At 66.2% G+C, this 20,789-nt stretch carries 23 protein-coding genes; 6 read left to right on the top strand and 17 right to left on the bottom strand.

What is annotated here, in order from left to right; all coding sequences use genetic code 11:
- Positions 1 to 55: 55 nt before the first annotated feature.
- Both CYJ07_RS08420 and CYJ07_RS08415 read left to right on the top strand, forming a co-directional pair.
- Entirely contained in the window at positions 56 to 1,225 is a 1,170-nt protein-coding gene (locus tag CYJ07_RS08420; RefSeq protein ID WP_104203250.1) for a zinc-dependent alcohol dehydrogenase, read from the top strand.
- A gap of 42 nt (positions 1,226 to 1,267) precedes the next feature.
- A complete protein-coding gene (locus CYJ07_RS08415) occupies positions 1,268 to 1,858 on the top strand; it encodes a hypothetical protein (RefSeq protein ID WP_104203249.1) in 591 nt (196 codons plus the stop codon).
- Between the two features lie 142 nt (positions 1,859 to 2,000).
- Here the strand turns inward: CYJ07_RS08415 and CYJ07_RS08410 are convergent, their stop codons facing one another.
- Positions 2,001 to 2,180, bottom strand: a complete 180-nt coding sequence (locus CYJ07_RS08410) for a hypothetical protein (RefSeq protein WP_104203248.1) — start codon at positions 2,178 to 2,180, stop codon at positions 2,001 to 2,003.
- A 164-nt stretch (positions 2,181 to 2,344) separates the two neighbouring features.
- On the opposite strand from CYJ07_RS08410, the gene CYJ07_RS08405 reads away from it, so the two are divergent.
- Both CYJ07_RS08405 and CYJ07_RS08400 read left to right on the top strand, forming a co-directional pair.
- Positions 2,345 to 3,682, top strand: coding sequence for a deoxyguanosinetriphosphate triphosphohydrolase (locus tag CYJ07_RS08405; protein WP_104203247.1), 1,338 nt, complete (start codon positions 2,345 to 2,347; stop codon positions 3,680 to 3,682).
- A gap of 3 nt (positions 3,683 to 3,685) precedes the next feature.
- Positions 3,686 to 4,462 carry a ribonuclease T2 family protein gene (locus tag CYJ07_RS08400; RefSeq protein WP_104203246.1) on the top strand — a complete coding sequence of 259 codons (777 nt, stop codon included), beginning with the start codon at positions 3,686 to 3,688 and terminating at the stop codon, positions 4,460 to 4,462.
- A gap of 6 nt (positions 4,463 to 4,468) precedes the next feature.
- Here CYJ07_RS08400 and CYJ07_RS08395 read toward each other — a convergent pair whose 3' ends face one another.
- Positions 4,469 to 5,383: a nuclease-related domain-containing protein gene (locus CYJ07_RS08395; RefSeq protein ID WP_104203245.1), complete on the bottom strand. Its 915-nt coding sequence runs from the start codon at positions 5,381 to 5,383 to the stop codon at positions 4,469 to 4,471.
- A 112-nt stretch (positions 5,384 to 5,495) separates the two neighbouring features.
- Between CYJ07_RS08395 and CYJ07_RS08390 the strand changes: the two genes are divergently transcribed.
- Complete coding sequence (locus tag CYJ07_RS08390; protein ID WP_104203244.1) at positions 5,496 to 6,365, top strand: NAD-dependent protein deacetylase; 870 nt, start codon at positions 5,496 to 5,498, stop codon at positions 6,363 to 6,365.
- Here the strand turns inward: CYJ07_RS08390 and CYJ07_RS08385 are convergent.
- The 3 genes from CYJ07_RS08385 to CYJ07_RS08375 form a co-directional block, all read right to left on the bottom strand.
- Entirely contained in the window at positions 6,337 to 6,735 is a 399-nt protein-coding gene (locus CYJ07_RS08385; RefSeq protein ID WP_104203243.1) for a YbaY family lipoprotein, read from the bottom strand. The two genes, CYJ07_RS08390 and CYJ07_RS08385, sit on opposite strands and share 29 nt — an antisense overlap.
- A 12-nt stretch (positions 6,736 to 6,747) precedes the next feature.
- Entirely contained in the window at positions 6,748 to 7,122 is a 375-nt protein-coding gene (locus tag CYJ07_RS08380) for a translation initiation factor Sui1 (RefSeq protein ID WP_104203242.1), read from the bottom strand.
- A gap of 89 nt (positions 7,123 to 7,211) precedes the next feature.
- Positions 7,212 to 7,910 (bottom strand): HAD family hydrolase, encoded by a 699-nt coding sequence (locus tag CYJ07_RS08375; protein WP_104203241.1) that lies wholly within the window; start codon positions 7,908 to 7,910, stop codon positions 7,212 to 7,214.
- Between the two features lie 467 nt (positions 7,911 to 8,377).
- Between CYJ07_RS08375 and CYJ07_RS08370 the strand changes: the two genes are divergently transcribed.
- A complete protein-coding gene (locus tag CYJ07_RS08370) occupies positions 8,378 to 8,812 on the top strand; it encodes a hypothetical protein (protein WP_104203240.1) in 435 nt (144 codons plus the stop codon).
- Between the two features lie 295 nt (positions 8,813 to 9,107).
- On the opposite strand, the gene CYJ07_RS08365 is transcribed toward CYJ07_RS08370, so the two are convergent.
- From CYJ07_RS08365 to CYJ07_RS08310, 12 genes are all read right to left on the bottom strand, one after another.
- Positions 9,108 to 9,686: a COG4315 family predicted lipoprotein gene (locus CYJ07_RS08365; protein WP_104203239.1), complete on the bottom strand. Its 579-nt coding sequence runs from the start codon at positions 9,684 to 9,686 to the stop codon at positions 9,108 to 9,110.
- A gap of 96 nt (positions 9,687 to 9,782) precedes the next feature.
- Positions 9,783 to 10,133: a hypothetical protein gene (locus CYJ07_RS08360; protein WP_231489572.1), complete on the bottom strand. Its 351-nt coding sequence runs from the start codon at positions 10,131 to 10,133 to the stop codon at positions 9,783 to 9,785.
- A 108-nt stretch (positions 10,134 to 10,241) separates the two neighbouring features.
- Positions 10,242 to 10,937 carry an HAD family hydrolase gene (locus CYJ07_RS08355; protein WP_104203238.1) on the bottom strand — a complete coding sequence of 232 codons (696 nt, stop codon included), beginning with the start codon at positions 10,935 to 10,937 and terminating at the stop codon, positions 10,242 to 10,244.
- Positions 10,938 to 10,991: 54 nt separating this feature from the next.
- Positions 10,992 to 12,299, bottom strand: a complete 1,308-nt coding sequence (locus CYJ07_RS08350) for a TRAP transporter large permease (protein ID WP_104203237.1) — start codon at positions 12,297 to 12,299, stop codon at positions 10,992 to 10,994.
- Positions 12,299 to 12,916 carry a TRAP transporter small permease gene (locus tag CYJ07_RS08345; protein ID WP_104203236.1) on the bottom strand — a complete coding sequence of 206 codons (618 nt, stop codon included), beginning with the start codon at positions 12,914 to 12,916 and terminating at the stop codon, positions 12,299 to 12,301. The genes CYJ07_RS08350 and CYJ07_RS08345 overlap by 1 nt, the downstream gene beginning before the upstream one ends.
- A 54-nt stretch (positions 12,917 to 12,970) precedes the next feature.
- The gene (locus CYJ07_RS08340; protein WP_104203235.1) at positions 12,971 to 13,984 is read right to left on the bottom strand and encodes a TRAP transporter substrate-binding protein; all 1,014 of its coding nucleotides are present in this window, start codon (positions 13,982 to 13,984) and stop codon (positions 12,971 to 12,973) included.
- 71 nt (positions 13,985 to 14,055) lie between these two features.
- Positions 14,056 to 15,132: a LacI family DNA-binding transcriptional regulator gene (locus tag CYJ07_RS08335; RefSeq protein ID WP_104203234.1), complete on the bottom strand. Its 1,077-nt coding sequence runs from the start codon at positions 15,130 to 15,132 to the stop codon at positions 14,056 to 14,058.
- Positions 15,133 to 15,233: 101 nt separating this feature from the next.
- Positions 15,234 to 16,217, bottom strand: coding sequence for a 2-hydroxyacid dehydrogenase (locus tag CYJ07_RS08330; protein ID WP_104203233.1), 984 nt, complete (start codon positions 16,215 to 16,217; stop codon positions 15,234 to 15,236).
- A 26-nt stretch (positions 16,218 to 16,243) separates the two neighbouring features.
- Positions 16,244 to 17,227 (bottom strand): sugar kinase, encoded by a 984-nt coding sequence (locus CYJ07_RS08325; RefSeq protein ID WP_104203232.1) that lies wholly within the window; start codon positions 17,225 to 17,227, stop codon positions 16,244 to 16,246.
- Complete coding sequence (locus CYJ07_RS08320) at positions 17,224 to 18,285, bottom strand: LacI family DNA-binding transcriptional regulator (protein ID WP_104203231.1); 1,062 nt, start codon at positions 18,283 to 18,285, stop codon at positions 17,224 to 17,226. Before CYJ07_RS08320 ends, CYJ07_RS08325 begins: the two co-directional genes overlap by 4 nt.
- Before the next feature lie 181 nt (positions 18,286 to 18,466).
- Positions 18,467 to 19,531: a class II fructose-bisphosphate aldolase gene (fba, locus tag CYJ07_RS08315; RefSeq protein ID WP_104203230.1), complete on the bottom strand. Its 1,065-nt coding sequence runs from the start codon at positions 19,529 to 19,531 to the stop codon at positions 18,467 to 18,469.
- Between the two features lie 83 nt (positions 19,532 to 19,614).
- Entirely contained in the window at positions 19,615 to 20,778 is a 1,164-nt protein-coding gene (locus CYJ07_RS08310; protein ID WP_104203229.1) for a phosphoglycerate kinase, read from the bottom strand.
- Positions 20,779 to 20,789: the final 11 nt, after the last annotated feature.

Genomic DNA, 20,789 nt, shown 5'->3' with positions numbered 1-20,789 from the left:
GCGGCTGAACTATGGTGGTGGGAGAGCCTTCGTTCGGACAACAGGGAGAGAGTCCATGAAAGCGCTGTGTTGGCACGGTAAGAACGATATCCGCTATGAAACGGTTCCCGACCCGCAGATCGAGCACTCGCGTGACGCCATCGTCAACGTGAGCAGCTGCGCCATCTGCGGCTCCGACCTGCACCTCTATCACCACTTCATTCCCGGCATGGAGTCCGGCGACGTGGTGGGCCACGAGTTCATGGGCGAAGTCATGGAGGTCGGTAGCGACACCCGCGACCTCAAGGTCGGCGACCGGGTCGTGGTGCCCTTTACCATCACCTGCGGCGAATGCGATCAGTGCCGGCGCGGCAACTACTCCGTATGCGAGCGCTCCAACCGCAACAAGGCGCTGGCCGACAAGGTCTTCGGTCACGGCGGGGCGGGGCTGTTCGGCTACTCCCATCTTACCGGCGGCTATGCCGGCGGCCAGGCGGAGTACGTGCGTGTACCTTTCGCCGACCAGACGCACATCAAGGTGCCGGACAGCCTGACCGACGAGCAGGTGCTGTTCCTCGGCGACATCTTCCCCACCGGCTGGCAGGCCGCCGTGGCCTGCGAGATCGAGCCCACCGACACCGTGGCGATCTGGGGGGCGGGGCCGGTCGGTCAGTTCTGTGTGCGCAGCGCCGTGCTGCTTGGCGCCGAGCAGGTAGTGGTGATCGACAACGTACCCGAGCGGCTGGCCATGGCCGAGGCCGGCGGGGCGATCACCATCAACTTCGACGAGGAGAGCGTGCTCGGCCGGCTGCAGGAGCTGACCCACGGCAAGGGGCCGGAGAAGTGCATCGATGCGGTGGGCCTGGAGTCTCACGTGCCGCGTTCGATCGATTCTGTCTACGACCGGGTCAAGCAGGCCATGATGCTGGAGAGCGACCGGGCCCACGTGCTGCGCGAGATGATCTACGTCTGCCGCCCGGCCGGCATCCTGTCGATCCCGGGCGTGTACGGCGGCCTGATCGACAAGGTACCCATGGGGCCGCTGATGAACAAGGGACTGACGGTGCGTACCGGGCAGACTCACGTCAAGCGCTGGACGGACGACCTGCTGCGCCTGATCGACGAGGGCCAGATCGACCCTTCCTTCGTGGTGACGCATACCGCTGGACTTGAACAGGGGCCCGACATGTACAACACGTTCCGCAACAAGCAGGACGGCTGCGTGAAGGTGGTGCTCAAGCCTTGAGCGTCGATCGCATCCGAGCCATGAATGAACAAGGAGGTGAGCATGAATCTCGATAGGAGTCGTTCCCTGCAGGGCACCGATAGACTGGCACGTGGAATCGGTCTGTTGGGTATCGGGCTGGGGCTATATGGCCTGTTGGCGCCACGCAGCGTGACTCGGTCGCTGGGTGTCGAAGGATCGGAGGCGCTGGTACGCACCTGCGGGGCGCGCGGCGTGGTGACCGGCATCGGCGCACTGACCGAGGACCCCAAGCCGGCGCTCTGGGCGAAGGCGGCCGGTGATATCCTCGATCTGGCGGCGCTGAGCTTCCTGCTCGCCGATCGCGACCATCCCAAGCGCGGCAGCGTCAAGCTGGCGATGGGCATGGTCGGCGCGTCGGCCGCGGCCACCCTCTACTGCGCGCGGGCGCAGACCGAGCGGCACGCCTACCAGGGCGGGCGCACCCCCGATTACAGCGGTCGCAGCGGCTTTCCTCAAGGCGTGGCCCAGGCCCGCGGCGCGGCGGCTAGAAGCGGCGGGGCACGCCCTGCCGCGTTGCCGTCGCCGGCCCGCTCGCCGGGCACGAGGACGCCGGCCTCGACGTCGCGCCCCACCAGTACGGGCTACGTTCGCGGCAGCGACTACGACTACTGAGCGCCGCGCGGCCTGCCCGAGCCATGCCGCAAGTTCGGCCAGGCCGTCGCCAAGCCAACAGTAAAGAGTAAATAAAGAGAGGGCCGAACCTTCGGGTTCGGCCTTCCTGCGTTCTGCCCATTGCCATGAGAGAGCGGCGGGCTCAGCCGCCGCCGATGCCCTCGATGACGTAGCCGGAGCCTCCGCACTCGGGGCAGGTGCGATCGTCGATTCGTCCGTCGCCCTTACACTTGGGACACACGTTCTGACCGGTTCCCGGGGTGCCGGGTGGGGCCTCGTCGCCCGGCTGCTCCGGCCGGGTCGCATCGGGCTTGTCTGCCATGTCCACCTCCTTGCCGGTGGGTGATCCCGCCAGTAGCGGGGTTGGGGCTTGCCCTGTCAACTTAGGCAAGCCCGCGCAGGGCGACAAGCGAAGCGTCGGCGTGGGGCGTGTGGATAGCCAGCCACCCCCTGCAGTGCCAGAATGGGCGCTCAAGGAGGACGTCCATGACGCAGATGCATTGGCAGCACTTGCTCGACCCCTCGCGGCTGCACGGCCAGCGCACCAGCGGCCGCGACGAGATCGGCCGCAGCCCGTTCCACAAGGACCATGATCGCATCGTCTTCTCGGGCTCGTTTCGTCGTTTGGGACGCAAGACCCAGGTCCATCCCCTGACCGACAACGATCATATCCACACCCGCTTGACCCACTCGCTGGAGGTGGGCTGCGTGGGCCGCAGCCTGGGCATGATCGTCGGCGAGCTGCTGCGCGAGCGGTTGCCGAGCTGGATCACACCCGCCGACCTGGGCGTGATCGTGCAGGCCGCCTGCCTGGGCCACGACATCGGCAACCCGCCCTTCGGCCATGCCGGCGAGTACGCCATCCGCGACTGGTTCAAGCGCGCCGAACGCGACGGCAGCGGGCTGCTCGAGGGACTTTCCGACAACGAGCGGGCCGACCTGCTGACCTATGAGGGCAACGCCCAGGGGTTCCGCGTGGTGACCCAGATCGAGTACAACCAGTTTCGCGGCGGCATGCGCCTGACTGCGGCGACGCTGGGAACGCTGCTGAAATACCCCTGGACGGTGGAATACGGCGGCAGCGCCGGCAAGTTCGGCTGCTACCAGTCGGAGAAGGCGATGCTTGCCGACGTCGCCCAGTGCCTGGGACTGCTGCCGCGGGGAGAGGGGCGCTGGTGCCGTCATCCGCTGGCCTGGCTGGTCGAGGCCGCCGACGACATCTGCTATGCGCTGCTCGACCTCGAGGACGGCCTGGAAATGGGCATCCTGCGCTTCGACGAAGTGGCCGACGTGCTGCTGCAGATCGCCGGCGACGCCCCTCCGGACTACCCGAGCATGGCGCGTGACGGCGTGTCGCAGCGGCGGCGCATCGCCGCCCTGCGCGGTGCCGCCATGGAACGGGCGGTGAACGACGTCGGTGCCGTGTTCGTCGAACACGAGACCGCGCTGCTCAACGGAGCGCTGACCTCCGATCTGCTCGAACTCTGCCACCCCGACCTGGGCTGGGGCGTGGCGGCGGCCAAGCAACTGGCTCGCGAGCGCATCTTCCAGAACGAGCGCAAGGCCAAGCTGGAGATCGGCGCCTATACCACCCTCGGTATCCTGCTCGAAGCCTTTATCGGTGCTGCCCACGAGCTCCACTACACGGGCCAGTCGAGTTTCAAGCACCAGCGTGTGCTGGCGCTGATCGGTGAGAACACGCCGCGCCCCTCCTGGACCCTCTACGACAGCTACCGGCGTATGCTCGATTTCATCGGCGGCATGACCGACCACTACGCCGTAGACCTGGCCCAGGAGATGGGCGGGCGGCTGCGGGGGGACTGAACGATGGGAAACGCGTACGGGAGAGTTGCCGCGAGCCTGGTGCTCCTGCTGCTGTCGACGGCGGCCCTGGCCGATGCGGCACTGGAGCGGCTGCATGCGGAGAACTTCGATCACTACACCTTGGCGCTGACCTGGCATCCGGGTTTCTGCGACACCCATCGCGACCCACCGCGGGAATGCCGTGAAGCCAAGCTGCGTGAGGGCACGCAGCGCGGCTTCGTGCTGCATGGCCTGTGGCCCTCGCTGCCCGAGCGGCTGGCCGAGCGGGGGATCGACAGGCAGCGCTGGTGGCAAGAGGGGTGCTTTCTCGAGCGGCCTCGCGCGGATGGCGGTTTCTGTCGTGCGCATCCCCCCTTCGGCTTCGACGAGGCGTTGGGGCAGAAGCTGGACGACGCCATGCCGGGGCGGGCGAGCTGCCTCGACCGCTACCAGTATGCCAAGCATGCCGCCTGCTTCGAGCTTCCTGAAGCGGCTTACTTCGCCGCGGCCGTGGCGCTGCTCGAGACCGTCAACGACAGCGCCTTCGGCGCTTTCGTGGCGCTCAATCAGGGCGGAGAGGTGAGCCGCAACGACCTGCTGGCCGCCTTCGAGGCGGCCTTCGGCGAAGGCACCGGGCGCGCCCTGCGTCTGGAGTGCCGCGGTCGCGGCAACCGGACCCTGACCGAGGTGCGCATCGGTATCGACGCCCAGCGGCTGGCCGACTTTCCTTCCGGTGAAAGCCTGGTGCGCCAGAGGCGGGGGCGCTGCGCCACACGCGTGCACATCGCCACGCTCGACTGAAGCGGATCAAATAGAGGGCGGATTCAGGGCCGCATACCTCTCCAGCTCGGCGGTACGTTCGATGAGGGCGGCGATGACCTCGTCATGCAGCGCATCATCGAGTTCGCCAATCTTGCGCTCGCTGAGCTGATGGGAGAGCGACTCGCCGCTGACGACCAGCAGGCCCTCCGGCGCGCCGTCGCAGGCGATGTCCCAGCCCGGCAGGGCGAGCACGGCTTCCACCGGTACCGGCCTGCCGCAGCGCTGCTCCAGCCAGCCGGCCAGCCAGCGCGCGGCTCGCAGCGTCTCGAGCAGGGGGCGGCGCTCGCTCCAGCCGGGGAAGCGCAGGCGTTCCGGCTCGACGGTGACCATGTTGATCTCGCGCCCGTCCGCGGTGAACGGCCGTGTTCGGGCGCGGGTCTCGACCACGAAGACGCCGTGAGGCGTTACGGCCACGTGATCGATGATGCCGGTATTGGACGGCACGTCATGGAACACGAAATAGGGGTGGGCTTCGGGATGAACCAGACGCTCGAGCTCCTGGCCGACGGCCAGTTCGCAGGCCAGCCCCAGCTTGATGCGGCGAATATGCTGAAAGTCGCGAATCAGCAGGAAGCAGTAGATCAACACCAAGACGGTGCTCAGCGCCCCGTAGAGCGCCCACTCGAGCCAGTTCTGCTGGCTGGCGAAGAGCATGCGTCCCATGCCGTAGACCAGCGGGGCGAGCGTCACGATGGGCCCCAGGGCGCCGTTGAGGAACAGCGTGGCGAAGGCGCGGTCGAGCCGGTCGCGCAATGCCTGGCCGGGTTCGCGCAGCTGACGGGCGTTGAACGGTGAGCTTACCCGGGCGTCGTGCAGGTTGCGCAGGGCGACGACGATGACGGCCATGGCCCCAAGCGGGAACAGGAAGATGAGGGGTAAGAGGTATTCCAGCCAGGCCATCGGCGTTCGTCCTTGCCTGTAAGCATCATATAAGCACTACATTCTAGACAACCCGAGGGGCCCAGGGCCATGTTCAATGCAAGGCGTTCGGCGCCGATTCCGTGGAGAGACGATGGACCAGACACGACAGCCTGACACGGCAAGCGGCATCGAGCGATTGCGGGGGTTCGTGGCGCGTCACCCGCGCCTGACGGTGCTGACCGGTGCCGGCGTCAGCACCGAGAGTGGCATACCCGACTATCGCGACGCCAGCGGGGCGTGGAAAAGCGCGCCGCCCATGCAGCATCAGCAGTTCATGACCAGCCATGCGGCCCGTCAGCGCTACTGGGCGCGGGCTCTGGTGGGATTTCGCACGCTTCACGGGGCGCGGCCCGGTGCCGCTCATCGGGCCCTGGCCCGGTTGGAAGCCATCGGCATCGTGCAGGGGCTCATCACGCAGAATGTCGATGGGCTGCATCAAAAAGCCGGCTCGCGCCGGGTGATCGACCTGCATGGCCGTGCCGAACAGGTGCGCTGCATGGAATGCGGTGCGCTGCGCATGCGTCACGATCTGCATACCGAGCTGGCCGAGCGCAACCCGCGCTGGCGGGAGGTGGAAGCCGGCGTGCGCCCGGATGGGGATGCCGACCTGGAAACGGATTTCTCCGATTTCGACGTGCCCGGCTGCCGGCGCTGCGGCACGGGTATCTGGAAGCCCGATGTGGTGTTCTTCGGCGATAGCGTGCCCCGCGAGCGGGTGGCGCGCGCCAGGGCACTGGTCGATGCCGCCGAAGCACTGCTGGTGGTGGGCTCGTCGCTGATGGTCTATTCCGGCTACCGCTTCGTGCGCCAGGCGGTCGAGGCGGGCAAGCCCGTCGCCTGTCTCAATCTCGGGCGCACCCGCGCCGACCCGCTCTACACGCTGAAGCTGGAGGCCCCGGTGGGAGACGCGCTGACGGCGCTGACAGCCGCGGTCACCGGTAGGGATCGAGCGATAGGCTGATCGGCGCGTCCGGTCGTGTCGCTTCCAGCGCCACGGGCTCGGCCGTGGCATGGGTCAGGCGGCCCTGCTGGCGTAGCGTCGCACTCAGTCGCGGTGCGGGGGCTGTTTCGATGGCGCGTCGGTCGTAGCGCAGGACGACCGACCAGGGGCCACTGTCGCGCGGCTCGACATGGGTCTCGGCCAAGGGACCGTCGGCACCGCTCAGGCGTACCCGCAGCTCGGCGTCTTCGGTGAGCCGAAGCTGGGCGGGCGGCTCGACCCGAATGGGAACCTCGGCGAAGTCGGGCGTGCCGGCGCATCCGGCCAGCACCAGCAGGCCCAGCGCGATGGAGGCTTGGCGAAGGCGGCGAGGCGTGATCGTGGCGAACATGGTCGTTCCTGCTCAGCCGCCGGCCAGCTTGACGCGATAGCCGCGGCGCTCGAGTTCGGCCTTGAGCGTCTCGCGATGATCGCCCTGGATCTCGATGATGCCGTCACGCAGCGATCCGCCGGTGCCGCAGCGCTGCTTTAGCGTCTTGGCCAGTGCCTTGAGTTCCGTGTCGGTCAGCGGCACGCCGCTCACCGTGGTAACACCCTTGCCCTTGCGCCCGCTGGTTTCCCGACGAATTCGCACAATGCCGTCGAGCGTCGCGATGCGCTGCTGCTCGGCCAGTGCGGCGCAGCGGCACTCGGCCAGGGGAGAGCGGCAGTCAGGGCAGATATCACCATGTTCGGTGGAGTAGACCAGGCCGCGCAACTGATCCTGCAGAGAGGCCATGTGGGGCTCCTTGCGCTGTCGATGTGGCGTGATGATAACGCCACGGCGCGGGTTCTGCATGTCGCGGGGCGGTTCTCAGACCTGCATGCTCAACGGCCGAGCGCCACCTGACGGTACTCCATGGCCCGGGTGTGAACGAGGTTCTCGATGACCGTGGGCAGCTGGTACATGCTGCTGATCATGATGGCGCCTTCGGGGGTTTCCTCGGCATCGGGGAAGCGGTTGAGATGAACCACCGTCATGCCGGCATCCAGTGCAGCCCGTACCCCGACCAAGGCATCGTCCACAGCGATGCAATCCTCGGGATCGAACCCCATGCCTTGGGCGGCATGAAGGTAGAGGCGAGGGTCGGGTTTCCAGCAGTTGGCGGTGTAACCGCTGTAGAGGTGGCGGCCGAAGACGTCGGCGAGACCGATCGCCTCGAGGGAGGTGCGAATCTTGTTCTCCGGACCGTTCGAGACCACGCCACAGGGGAAATCGGCCAGGGCGTGGAGTGCCTCGCGCGCGCCGGTAATGGCAGTCAGCTCAGTTTCCAGGCGTCGATTGAGATTGCTGCGCATCTCGGTCTCGGTTTCAGCCAAGTGCAGCGGGTCGACGCTGCCATAGCGATCCTCGAGGGCGGCCACGATATTGCGAAAGCGGCTGCCGCGAAACTCGCCCATGTAGTCGCTGGCCTGGAAGGGTAGCCCCAGCCGGGTCAGGCTGACGGCCATTTCGGCCGCCAGCAGAGGCTCGCTGTCAACCAGCGTACCGTCGCAATCGAATAACAGGCAGAGGGGGCGGATCATCACCAATATCCTTCGCAGTCAGGGACTGTCGAGCACCATACTCATGGTATCGGCAAGCGCCGGAAAAAATTGAGGCTGAGGCAGGCCCATTTCCATTTCACCGCGCTGCCAGGTTAGTGAACGCTGTTTCCTAAGTATTGCGCCATACCGCCGCCGCTTCAAGCCCAGCGAGGACAAAGCATGGCGCCCATCGCTCAAAAGCCGTGGTCGGTGGGCGGGCCATACCTGCCTAGAAGAGACTCATGTGTCAGAAATGGTCAACGCACGAGCGTCTTCCTCGCTCCGCAAGGTGTAATTTACCCTTTTTCAATATATTGATTAGAAAGGATTTTTTCTTAATCTGGCCAGGCTGGCCCAACAGGTGCAAGCACAGGGTGAGTACGACATGTCGGCATGAACGCCAGCCGGCATGACATGAAGCCCAAGGCTTCAAAATTGAAAACTCGCGTTCCATTGGAGGTGCGAACATGATGTCCAAGGAATTTCTCAAGAAAATCGGCATTGTCGGTATCACGTTTGGTCTGACCGCCAGCCCGCTGGTGCTTGCCGACTTCCATGAAGAAGAGGACGAGGGTGCCGTGCCCCAGGAAACGGTACCGGAAGCTGAGTCTGGCGCTGGCGTAGGTGCCGGTGCAGATAGCGACATGGGTGTTGGCACCGATTCCGCTGGTGGCGATGCCGGAATGGGCGGTAGCGCCGAAGGCGACGTTGGCGCTGGCGCGGGTACCGATTCAAGCGTCGGTGGCGATACCGGGGCAGGTGCCGACGTAGGCGCCGGGGCCGGTGCGGAAGGCGATGCCGGTTTCGAAACCGATAACGAGTTCGAGACTGACGAGTGGGAAGAAGAGAACGAAGAAGAAGAATGGGAAGAGGAGCAGGATGACGAAAACCAGGACTGGTAAGGTCTGACGCCCACGGATGGGCTTGGCATCAAGGAGGATGCCGTCTGTTCCGATCTTCGCAGCGTCATGAAGACACGAACTGCCAAGGAGGGCAGTGAAGATCGGAACAGAACCAGACCAGGGCTCAAGGATGGGCCGTAGCCAACAGGGATGTGGCGATGTCTCCTGCAAGCTGAATATCAGCTGCCTCGGATCCGCCCCCGGCATGCGCCGGGGGCGGGTTTTTCGCTTTTTTAACTAACAGTTGACTCCGCTCACGACACGAAGTGACACCTTCGCACCGTAGCGGTTGAACTCAGGAATCGGCCGGCTCAGCCGGCTCGCGCGTCTCGGCCACGATGGGTTCGCCGTCCGGCGAGAGAAGATACCAATGACCGCCCATGTGCTCGACGCTCTGGCCGAGGGCGTCGCCAGGATAGACGTCGCGGGCGAAGAAGTAGAGCGGCCAACCCTCGTAGGTGACCTGTAGCGTGCCGTCGTCGCGCTCGATGACACCGAGCCGATCGTCCTCGACACCGCCACTGGCGGCCGGAGTGTCTTCGGTGGTGTAGGGTGGCCAGGCGATGGCGCAACTCTCCTCACAGGTGCTGTAGTCGCCGTCCTGTTCGTCCCGATCGAACATGTAGAGGCTCTTGCCGTCCTGATTGGTGAGGTAGCGTCCGTAGGGCTCCTTCTCGCTGACCGTCAGCTTGGCCTGGTCGACCGGCTCCGGCGTGGCGTCCAGCTGATCCTCCGCTTCTTCGGGACTCATGCCCTCTACCTTCATGGGATCGTCGCCATCGGTTTCGGCGGTCTCCGGCGCGGCCATGGCCGGAGACAACCCGAACATCAGCATGCTGGCACTCGCCAGGCACAAGAGTCGCTTGCTCGACATCGTATCAACCTCTCCCTGGTGCGATAGCTCTCACTCTAGGAGGAGGGGCCGAAGGGTGGCAAGCAAGCATGCGAGCGCCGATGGGCCACTTCCCGTTCACTTCCGCGAAAGGCGACGGGAGTTGGCGCTGCTGCGACGATGATAGGGCTGCATGGAGCGGCGGCTCGTCACCCACCAGGGGGTGGTCTGGCCGAACATCATGCCAAGCATGGCTTTCTGCCAAACGAGCCCGGTTTCCATACCCGCCTCGATCTTCTCGCTCACCATGCGCTGGTTTTCCTTGATCATTCTTGCGCTGGTAGGGGGCTGGGTCTGCCACAGGTTGTGGCGCATGGCGATGGTCGAAAAGGACGATGTCCAGAGCTCGGTCATCATCACGCCGAGCTTCCAGACATCCATCATCGCCGCCGGCGTGGCGGGTACCAGGGGAAATTGAGCGTGTTGCATCGTGACCTCCTTGTCCGGGTCTTGGTGACAGCTACACCCTAACACAACTAAGCCACTTTATGCTGCAATGCAATATAGCTTGGCGAAAGAAAAAATCGATCAGAGCCGTCAGGCCCGATCGGGACACTCGGTGCTTGGGTGGCGCAACGACCGGGACAGGCGTGCCACGGCCGCGGGCAATTCACTGGCGTGATGAATGGCGGTGGCTCCGGCCGGCGTTGTTTCCTCGGCGGGGAAATGATTGAGGTGAATTACCTGCATACCGGCGGCGAGGCCCGCGGCGACGCCGACGGCGGCATCGTCGATCACCACGCAGCGCTCCGGCGGGTGGCCCATGGCCTCGGCCGCCTTGAGGTAAAGCGCGGGGTCCGGCTTCCATACGCCCAAGGTGTAGGCGCTGAACAGCTGGCTGAAGTGATGAGTGAAACCGACGCACTCCATGGCGCAGCGAATCTTGCGCTCCGGACCGTTGGATACCACCGCGCGAGGATGGTCGCTTAGCGCCTCCAGCGCTTCAGTCATGCCGGCGATGGGCATGAGCTGCTCGCGCATGCGCACTTCCATCGCCTCGCGCATCGCCGCTTCCATGGCCTGCCGCTGAGCCTCGCCCAGCGCTCGATGACGACGTTCCAGCTCGAGCACGATGGTCAGGAAGCGAACGCCTCGAAATTCTTCCATGTACTGCGCGGCCGTAAAGGGTAAGCCATGGCGGGGCAGGACCTCGCCCATGACCTCGGCGAGCAGAATCTCGCTATCGACCAGGGTGCCGTCGGAATCGAAGAGCAGACAGAGCGGAGCGGACATACGAAGCCTCTTGAGAGAGGCGTCACGCCTGTACGAGGCGGCGTGACGCGGGGGTTAGACGAAATCCGGCACCAGCAGTTCGGGAATCGCCAGGATCAACTGAGGATAAAGAATCAGCAGCAGGATCACGGCGAGCATAATGGCAAGGTAAAGCATGGTGGTCCCCAGCGCCTTGAGCAGCGGGATGCCGCCGATCTTGGCCGAGATCATCAGGCACAGGCCATAGGGCGGCGTGATCAGGCCGAGCCCCAGCGCCATCACGCCGATCACCCCGAACTGCACTGGATGGATGCCGGCCTGCATCGCCAAGGGCTGGAAGATCGGCGCCATGATCGCCATCGCCGGCAGCGAATCCATGAAGGTGCCGATGACCAGCATCACCGCGGTCATGATCAGCAGCAGCACGACCGGGTCGGAAATATTGACCCCGTCCATCAGCTTGGGCGGGATCTGGTAGAAGCTGATCAGGTAGCCGAAGATCGCTGCCCCCACCAGGCTGAACAGCGACAGCGAGCACAGCCGCACGGTGGCGGTGGAAGCGTCGAGGACGTCGCGGAACCGGAGTTCGCGATAGACGATGAAACCCAGTGCCAATGCATAGAGTACCGCGATCATGGCCGCTTCGGTGGGCGTGACGATGCCGAGCGTGATGCCGCCTATAATCACTACCGGGATGCCTGCCGCCATCATGCCGTCCTTGCCCGAACGCAGCAGCTCGCCGAACGAAGCGCGTGGGCGCACCGGCACCTGGTAGCGGCGCACATAGACCAGGTTCAGGGCGAGCTGGGCCACGCCGATCATGATTCCTGGCAGGATGCCGCCGAGGAACAGCCCGGCGATCGAGGTATTGGTCAAGGCGCCCCAGACGATCATGTTGATCGAGGGCGGAATGATGATGCCCATCACCGACGAGGCGGCGGTGACCGCCACGGCGAAGTGTGCCGGGTAACCCTCGCGTTTCATGGCCGGTATCAGCACCGTGCCTACTCCGGCGCTGTCGGCGGTGGAGGAGCCGGATACCCCGGCGAAGAGCATGCTCACCATCACGTTGACATGGGCCAGCGCGCCCTTGAAATGACCGACCAGCAGCATGCACAGCGTGATCAGCCGGTCGGTGATGCGCGCTGCGTTCATCAGGTTGCCGGCCAGCAGGAAAAGCGGCACGGCCAGCAACACGAACGAATCCATACCGTTGTACATGCGCTGGAACATCACCCAGAAGGTCAGGCGTGGGTCGAGCACGATGATGCCGGCGGCGGTGAGAATCAGCGCCATGGCGATCGGCACGCCGGCTACGATGAGCACCCCCAGCAGGCCGAACAGCAGCCAGGGCAAGAAGAATATCCACTCCATGGGCAGCATCAGCGGTCGCCTCCATGCCGGTTGGGATCGAGAGGAGTGTCGCCGTGCTTGACGTTCAGCGGTGTGTTGCCCGACTCACTGACATCGATGGCGTCGAGATCGCTCGGTGTGTTCAGGCTCCGCTCCATGTCGTCCATGCCGTACAGCGCGGCGTGCAGCAATCGCTGGAGGCTGAACAGCACCATGAACGCTCCGCTGACGGCGAAGACCGAATAGACGTAGACCATCGACAGCCCCGAGGCGGTGGCGTTGCGGCGCAGTCCGGACAGGCCGAAGTCCTTGCCGTATACGACGAAGAGAATGCCGAGCAGCAGGCAGGCCAGATCGCGGACGACGCGGGTAAAAAGGTCGGCCCGCGTGCCGCGAGGAAAGGCTTCGAGCACGAAGTGGTCGGCATGCAGAACGCCGACGGCAGCACCCAGCATGACCATCCACTGAAAGGCGAAACGACTGAACTCCTCGGTCCAGTAGAGACGTGGCATGAAGGGCAGGTTGCGGCTCAGCACCTGGTAGATGATGAACAGGATGAAGCCGAACACCAGCGCCAGCAGCAGCACATGCAGCAGACGCTCGATACCGCGATTGAGCCATGCCAGGCCTTGAAGCAAACGGGACATGACGGTTTCCTGTGGGTCGTGAGAGGGGCGCCCGGCACTGCCGGGCGCGGGTGCTCACTCGGCGTCGACGATCATGCGATGCAGATCGGCAAGGCCCATTTCCTCGATTACGCTCTGCAACGGCTCCTCCACCACTGACTGCATGCGCTCCCGATCGAGCTCATGCAGGGTGGCGCCCTCTTCGGCCAGCAGGTCGAGCGCCTCGGCGTCCTGCTTGAGCTGTACCTCGCGGGCATAGCTTGCCGACTCCTCGGCGGCTTCCTGCACCATCTGCTGCTGCTCCTCGGAGAGTCGGTCCCAGCTCATCTGCGACATGGTCAGCAGACGTACGGTGATGTCGTGCTCGGAGAGCCCGATGTGCGGCGCGACCTCGTGGAAGCGCATGCGATGAATCCACTCGGCCTCGTTGAGCAGGCCGTCGATGGCGCCCACCTGCAGGCCGGTATAGATCTCTTCCCACTCCATTACCGTGGGATCGGCGCCCAGCGCCTCCCAAGCAGTGATCAGTGGCTTGGTGGGATTGGTGCGCAGCTTCAAGCCTTCGAGATCGTCGAGGCTCTCCAGCGGCTCGGTACTGACGATCTGACGCTTGCCGCCGCCGTAGAAGGCGAGAATGCGCACATCGGTCTCCGCGCTGATGCGATCGGCGATCTCCCGGCCCACCTCTCCGTCAAGCACCGCTTGCCAATGCTGTTCGTCGCGATAGAGGAAGGGGATCGAGAACACGTTGGCGGTGGAGGAGAAGTCGGTGATCAGCCCGGGGTTGATGATCGAGAGGTCGAGCGCCCCGGCCATCTGCTGCTCGAACATCTCGGTCTCGTGGCCGAGCACCGAGTTGCCTAGGATCTCGACGCCGATCTCGCCTTCGCTCTTCTCGTCGAGCAGCTCCTTGAACCGGGTTGCGCCCAGGTGGTAGGCGGTGTCCTCGGTGCCGCCGTGACCGAAGCGCAGCTCCACGGCTTGCGCCGTGCCGGCCATGCCCAGGGCGGCGACCAGCGTGGCACCGGCGAGCAGTCCGGCCGCGATGGGCCGGGGGGCGATTTTTGGATCGATCCAGCTGTGAGTCATAAAAACACCTCTTGTTATGTCGAAGCCACATGGGTGGCGTGGGGTGGCTGGCGTTCGCGGCGGTTGCCGCTTCAGGGAGTCGCGGCGAGTGGCCTGTCGTGGGCCAGCGAGGCGCCGCAGGACTCGCGTACCCTGAGCTGGGGGGCGAGCACGACCTGCTCGCGCGCCCCGTCGGGGGTCTGGATGCGCCGCAGGGCCAGGCGGGCCGCCTCCCGGCCTACTGCGTAGGGGTGGGTGGCGATGCTGGTCAGTGCCGGGGCGCTCAGCGCCGCCTCTTCGACGTCGTCGGTGCCGATCACCGCGCAGTCCACCCCCGGGGTGAGGCCCTGGCGCTGCAGGCCGAGCATGGCGCCGAAGGCGACCAGGTCGTTGTGGCACACCACGGCGGTCGGTGGCGGCGATTCGCCCAGCAGTTGCTGAATGGCCTCGAAGCCGTCGCGGCGGGTCACGGTCGAGCGCAGCAGGCGCTGATAGCCCAGGCCATGACGGGAGATGGCCTCGCGGTAGCCCTGCCAGCGCTCTCGGGTCGCCGAGTGCTCGGTATGACCGCCGATGAAGGCGATGCGCTCGTGGCCGCGTGCGACGAGATGATCGATGGCCAACCCGACACCTTGGCGAAAGTCGGTACCGGCGTAGTCGTAGGGCGGTGTGCCGATATGGCGCAGCACCTGCACGCAGGGCAGCTTCCACGCTTCCAGCGTCGCGACCAGGGCGGGGTCGGTGCCTTCCGCCGGGCACAGCAGGATGCCGTCGACGCGATGCTCGCGCATGCGTTCCAGGAAGCGCTGCTGGCGTTCGGGGGAGTCCTCGCTGTTGGCCAGGAAGGAGACATAGCCCTCGCGGTTCAGGGCGGCGTCGATACCCGCCACCATGGCGCCGAAGAAGGGGTTGGCGATGTCGTAGACCACCACGCCCAGGGTCGAGGTGCGGGTAGCTCGCAAGGCGGCAGCGCCCCGGTTGTAGACGTAGCCCAGCGCCTTGATCGAGCGGCGGACCTGTTCGCGGGTGCGCTTGGCGACCAACGGGCTCTCGCGCAGCACCAGCGAGACCGTGGAACGCGAGACGCCCGCGTGCGCGGCGATATCCTGCAGCGTCACGTTGCCGGAATCGCGGCGTGTACGGTGAGGGCGCTGTGTCTCGTCGGTCATCGGTTCGCTGTCTCGCACGGTTGTTTTTGGATTGATCCAAAACTAGAAGAGGCCAAGGAGCGGGCCAAGGCTCCTTTAGTCGTAGAGCTGCGCCGGCGGCGTCAGCTGCGCTCCCGCCAGGCCGCCTCGTTGACCAAGCTGATGGGGCGCTTGCCCTCGAGCGCGAGCAGGATATTGTCCACCGCGCGCTGGGCCATGGCATCGCGGGTCTCGTGGGTCGCCGAGCCGATGTGCGGCAGGGCCACCACGTTGCTCATGTGCGGCAGCGGCGACTCCGGCGAGAGCGGCTCGCGCTCGAACACGTCGAGTCCGGCGGCACGGATCCCGCCCGTCTCCAAAGCGGCGATCAGCGCGGTTTCGTCGACCACCTTGCCTCGGGCGATGTTGACGAAGATCGCCGAGGGCTTCATCAGCCCGAATTCGCGAGCGCCGATCAAGTGCGTCGTCTCGGCCGACAGCGGCACGGTGACGCAGACGAAGTCGGCGCGGGCCAGCAGGTCGTCCATCTCGCAGCGCGTGGCGCCGAGTTCCCGCTCCAGGTCCGGCTTGGGCGAGGCGTTGGAATAGAGCACCTGCATGCCGAAGCCCAGCGCACCACGGCGGGCGACGGCGGCGCCGATGCGCCCGAAACCGATCATGCCCAGCGTCTTGCCGTGCACGTCGCTGCCGAACTGTGCCTCGCCGATGCTCTCCCGCCATTCGCCGCGCTTGACGAACTCGGCCAGCTCCACCGCGCGCCGCGCCGTGGTCATGATCAGCAGGAAGCCGGTGTCGGCGGTGGTTTCGGTGAGCACGTCCGGGGTGTTGCACAGCAGGATGCCGCGTTGGGTCAGCGCCTCGACGGGGTAGTTGTCGTAGCCCACCGAGATGCTGGCAATGGCCTCGAGGTGCGGCGCCTGGTCGAGCAGCTCGGGGGTGATGGCAAGGCTCGAGCCGACGATACCGTGGGCCCTGCCCAGTGCCTCGCGAAAGCCGGGATCGTCGGTGTTCTTCAGGGCTTCGAAGTAGTCGACATGAAAGCGCTGCCTGAGCTGATCGAGATGCGTCGGCTTGAGGCGGCTGTAGGCGACGATGCGTTTTGTCATTGTCTCGCTCCGATGTTGGCGGTCAGTTACGGCAAGTCTGGCAGGTTGCGCTCGAGCTCGGTCAGGCGCGTACGGCTCGGCAGGCCCTCCATGTCGCCCTGCACCTGCACGGCCTCGGCGCCGATCAGGTTGCCGCGGCGTGTGGCGGCCTGTGAAGAGAGGCCATCTAGCAGGGCGCTGATCACGCCCACGGCGAAACCGTCCCCGGCGCCCACGGTATCCACCACGTGCGCGACCGGGAAGCCCGGCACGGTGGCTTCCGCCTCGCGGCCGTCCAGTACACCGCGGTAGTAGGCGCCCTCCGGTCCGAGCTTGAGGAACACGGCCTTGGCGCCGCGCTCGAGATAGAAATCGGCGATGTCGCGAGGCGTATCGAGCCCGGTCAGCAGGCGTCCCTCGGCCAGGCCCGGCAGTACCCAGTCGGCCTTGGCCGCCATGGCGTTCAGGGTATCGCGCATCGCTGCCTCGCTGGGCCACAGGCTGGGGCGCAGGTTGGGGTCGAAGGAGATGCTGGCGCCGTGGGCATGGGCCTGATCGAGCATGTGTCGGGTCAGCTCCCGGCAGCTGTCGGAGAGCGCCGGTGGAATGCCGGTGGCGTGGAGGTGGCGCGCGGCGGTGAAGTCGATCTGCTCGGCATCCCCCGGCGCCATATGACTGGCGGCGCTGCCGCGACGGAAGTAGGCCACCCTGGGATCGGCGCCACCCTCGGCGCGTTCCTTGAACACCAGGCCGGTGGCTTGATCGGGGTCCTCCCGCAGGTAGCGGCAATCGAGCCCCTCGGTTTCCAGGGCTCGCCGCAGGTAGGCCCCGAAGCCGTCGCTGCCGACGCGGCTCAGCCAGCCGACGCGAAAACCGAGCCGGGCCAGGCCGATGGCGACATTGGTATCGGCCCCGGCGATGCCGCGCCGGAAGCACTCCACGTCGGCCAGCGCGCCGGGGGTCTCGGCCACGAACAGGGCCATGGCCTCGCCGAAGGCGAGAACTTCCGGTGGGAGAGTATCGTCGTTCATCGCTGCTCCTTGTCACAGTCGTTGTCGTGGTTTTTGGCGAAAGCTGCGAGACGGGTCGAGCCGCGGGCGTTCAGCCGGGCCGGGTACAGGGTGCGGCGGGGCGGCTGCGGGGGCGTACCGTCGTCAAGCCGTGCCAGCAGTTGCTGCACGGCGGCCCGGCCAATGGCCTCGGTGGGCTGGGCCAGCGTCGTGATGCCGGGGGGAACCAGCTCGCACCAGTCGAGTTCGTCGATACCCAGCAGGCCGACCTCGCCGAGGCGCGCACCGAGGGCCTGCAAGGCGCGGGTGGCAGCCAGGGTCACGTTGCCATTGGCGCAGAGCACGGCGGGGCGCTCGGCCCAGGCGAGGAAATCCTGAAGGATCTCGCGTGCCGCATCCGGCTCGCCCGGCGACAGGTCGCGGCGCTCACCGTGCAGGTTCGGCTCGCCGGCCAGGCGCTGCTCGAAGCGCTGCCAGCGCTGCTGGCGTGGGCTGGCCTGCCCCGGGGGCTCGCTGAGGAACAGCAGCGAGCGATAGCCCTGCCGGCGCAGGTGGTCGATCGCCATGTCGACGGCCAAGGCGTTGTCGAGCCCGACCACGTCCGCTTCCACCTCTTCCAGCCAGCGGTCGAGCAGCACCAGCGGCAAGCCCTGGTCGGCCAGCGACTGCAGTTCGCGGCCGGGGCTGCCGGCGGCATTGATCACCAGCCCCTCCACCCGGTAGGAGGCCAGCAGGGCCAAGTGAGTGCGCTCCTGGGCGGGGTCGTTACCGGTGTTGCCCACCAGCAGCGAATAACCGCGCTCACGGCAGGCCTGTTCGACGCCGTGCATCACCGCCACCGAATAGGGGTTGCGGATGTCGGCCACCAGCATGCCGATCAGTCGTGAGCGACCGCCCTTCAGCCCCCGTGCCATCTGATTGGGTCGATAGTCGAGCCGACGCGCCGCCTGGGCGATGCGCCGCTGAAGCGACGGCGAGAGCCGCTCGCGTTCGCCGCCGAAGTAGCGCGACACGCTGGTCTTCGAGGCGTTGGCTTCGCGTGCCACTTCGAGCAGGGTGGCGTGTCGAGAAGGGCGCATGGGCAAGGCGTTGCTCTGGATGGGAACGTTCCCATCCTAGGCCGCGAAAGGCGTCGGGGCAAGTTCGAGCGGGCGAGCGGGCAAGCGCCGAGAGGGGCAGGGCAGGGCGAGGAAAGAGGGTTAACGTGAGCAAGAGAAAGGGCGGCCCAAGGGCCGCCCTGTCAGCCTCGAGCTGGGACGCTCACTTCACCTTGGGGTCGAGCTCGCCGCGGGCGTAACGCTCGAACATCGCCTCGAGGCTGATCGGCTTGATGCGACTGGCGTTGCCGGCGGTACCGAAGGCCTCGTAGCGGGCGATGCAGATATCGCGCATCGCGGTCACGGTCTCCTTGAGGTACTTGCGCGGGTCGAACTCGCTGGGATTCTTGGCCAGGAAGCGCCGCACCGCCCCGGTGGAGGCCAGGCGCAGGTCGGTGTCGATGTTGACCTTGCGCACGCCGTGCTTGATGCCCTCGACGATCTCCTCGACCGGCACGCCGTAGGTCTCGGGAATCTCGCCGCCGAACTCGTTGATGATGGCGAGCCACTCCTGGGGCACCGACGAGGAGCCGTGCATCACCAAGTGAGTGTCAGGGATGCGGGCGTGAATCTCCTTGATGCGCTGGATGGAGAGGGTGTCGCCGGTAGGCGGCCGGGTGAACTTGTAGGCGCCGTGGCTGGTACCGATGGCGATGGCCAGGGCGTCGACCTGGGTCGCCTTGACGAAGTCCGCGGCCTCTTCCGGGTCGGTGAGCAGCTGGTCGTGGGAGAGCACGCCCTCGGCGCCGATGCCGTCTTCCTCGCCGGCCATGCCGGTCTCCAGGCTGCCCAGGCAGCCCAGCTCGCCCTCCACCGAGACGCCGCAGGCGTGCGCCATCTCGACGGTGCGGCGGGTGACGTCGACGTTGTAGTCGTAGTCCATCGGTGTCTTGCCGTCCTCGCCCAGCGAGCCGTCCATCATCACCGAGGAGAAGCCGAGCTGGATCGAGCGCTGGCAGACCGCCGGCGAGGTGCCGTGGTCCTGATGCATCACCACCGGGATGTGGGGGAACTCCTCCACCGCGGCCAGGATGAGATGGCGAAGGAAGGGCGCGCCAGCGTACTTCCGCGCACCGGCGGAAGCCTGGACGATCACCGGGGAGTCGGTTGCGTCGGCCGCTTCCATGATGGCGCGCATCTGTTCGAGGTTGTTGACGTTGAAGGCTGGAATGCCATAGCCGCGCTCGGCGGCGTGGTCCAGCATCTGGCGCATGCTGATCAGTGCCATGAACTCACCTGTTCTCTCTATGCAGTCTGTCTGGGGCAGGGCGGTCGGGGCCGGCCGGCATGCGCCGATCGGCCCCGGGGATATCAGCGTGCAGCGTCTTCCAGGGCCTTGACGGCGGGCAGGGTCTTGCCTTCCACGTATTCGAGGAACGCGCCCCCGCCGGTGGAGATGTAGGAGACGCTGTCATCGATGCCGTACTTGTCGATGGCGGCCAGGGTGTCACCGCCGCCGGCGATGGAGAAGCCGTTGCTTTCGGCAATGGCGCGCGATAGCGCCTCGGTGCCGTGGCCGAACTGGTCGATCTCGAACACGCCCACCGGGCCGTTCCACAGGATGGTGCCGGCGTCCTTGAGCAGGCCGGCCAATCGGCCCGCGGTGTCGGGACCGATGTCGAGGATCATCTCGTCGTCGCCCACCTGGTCGACCGGCTTGACCACCGCCTCGGCGGATTCGGAGAACTCCGTGGCCACTACCACGTCGGTGGGCAGCGGGATCTCGACCTTGGTCATTAGCGCCTTGGCCTGGTCGATCAGGTCGGCCTCGTGCAGCGACTTGCCGACATTGTGGCCGGCCGCGGCGATGAAGGTGTTGGCGATGCCGCCGCCGACGATGAGCTGGTCGCACTTCTCGGAGAGGGCGTTGAGCACCTCGAGCTTGGTCGATACCTTGGAGCCGCCGACGATGGCGACCATGGGGCGCCTGGGCGTGGCCAGGGCCTTCTCCAGGGCGTCGAGCTCGGCGGCCAGCAGCGGGCCGGCGCAGGCCTGCGACGCGAAGCGGGCCACGCCGTGGGTGGAGGCCTGGGCGCGGTGGGCGGTACCGAAGGCGTCCATCACATAGATGTCGCACAGCGCGGCGTACTGCTTGGCCAGCGTCTCGTCGTCCTTCTTCTCGCCCACGTTGAAGCGCACGTTCTCGAGCAGCACGACCTCGCCGTCGGCCAGGTCGAGGGCGGTATCGAGGTACTCCTCGACCAGCCGCACCGGGCGGCCAAGCAGCTCGCCGAGGCGCTCGGCCACCGGGGCCAGCGAGAACTCCTCGGCCGGTTCGCCTTCGGTCGGGCGCCCCAGGTGGCTCATCAGCATCACCTTGGCGCCGGCCTCCATGGCCGCCTTGATGGTCGGCAGGCTGGCCCGCAGGCGGGCGTCGCTACTCACCTTGCCGTGCTTGACGGGAACGTTCAGGTCCTCGCGGATCAGCACGCGCTGACCGCGCAGGTCGAGGTCGGTCATCTTGAGCACGTTCATCAGGCATCATC

This window comes from Billgrantia saliphila (genome assembly GCF_002930105.1).
Taxonomy (GTDB): Bacteria; Pseudomonadota; Gammaproteobacteria; order Pseudomonadales; family Halomonadaceae; genus Halomonas; species Halomonas saliphila.
The sequence above is the reverse complement of the archived record's forward strand: the minus strand, read 5'-3'. Positions and strand labels throughout refer to the sequence as shown.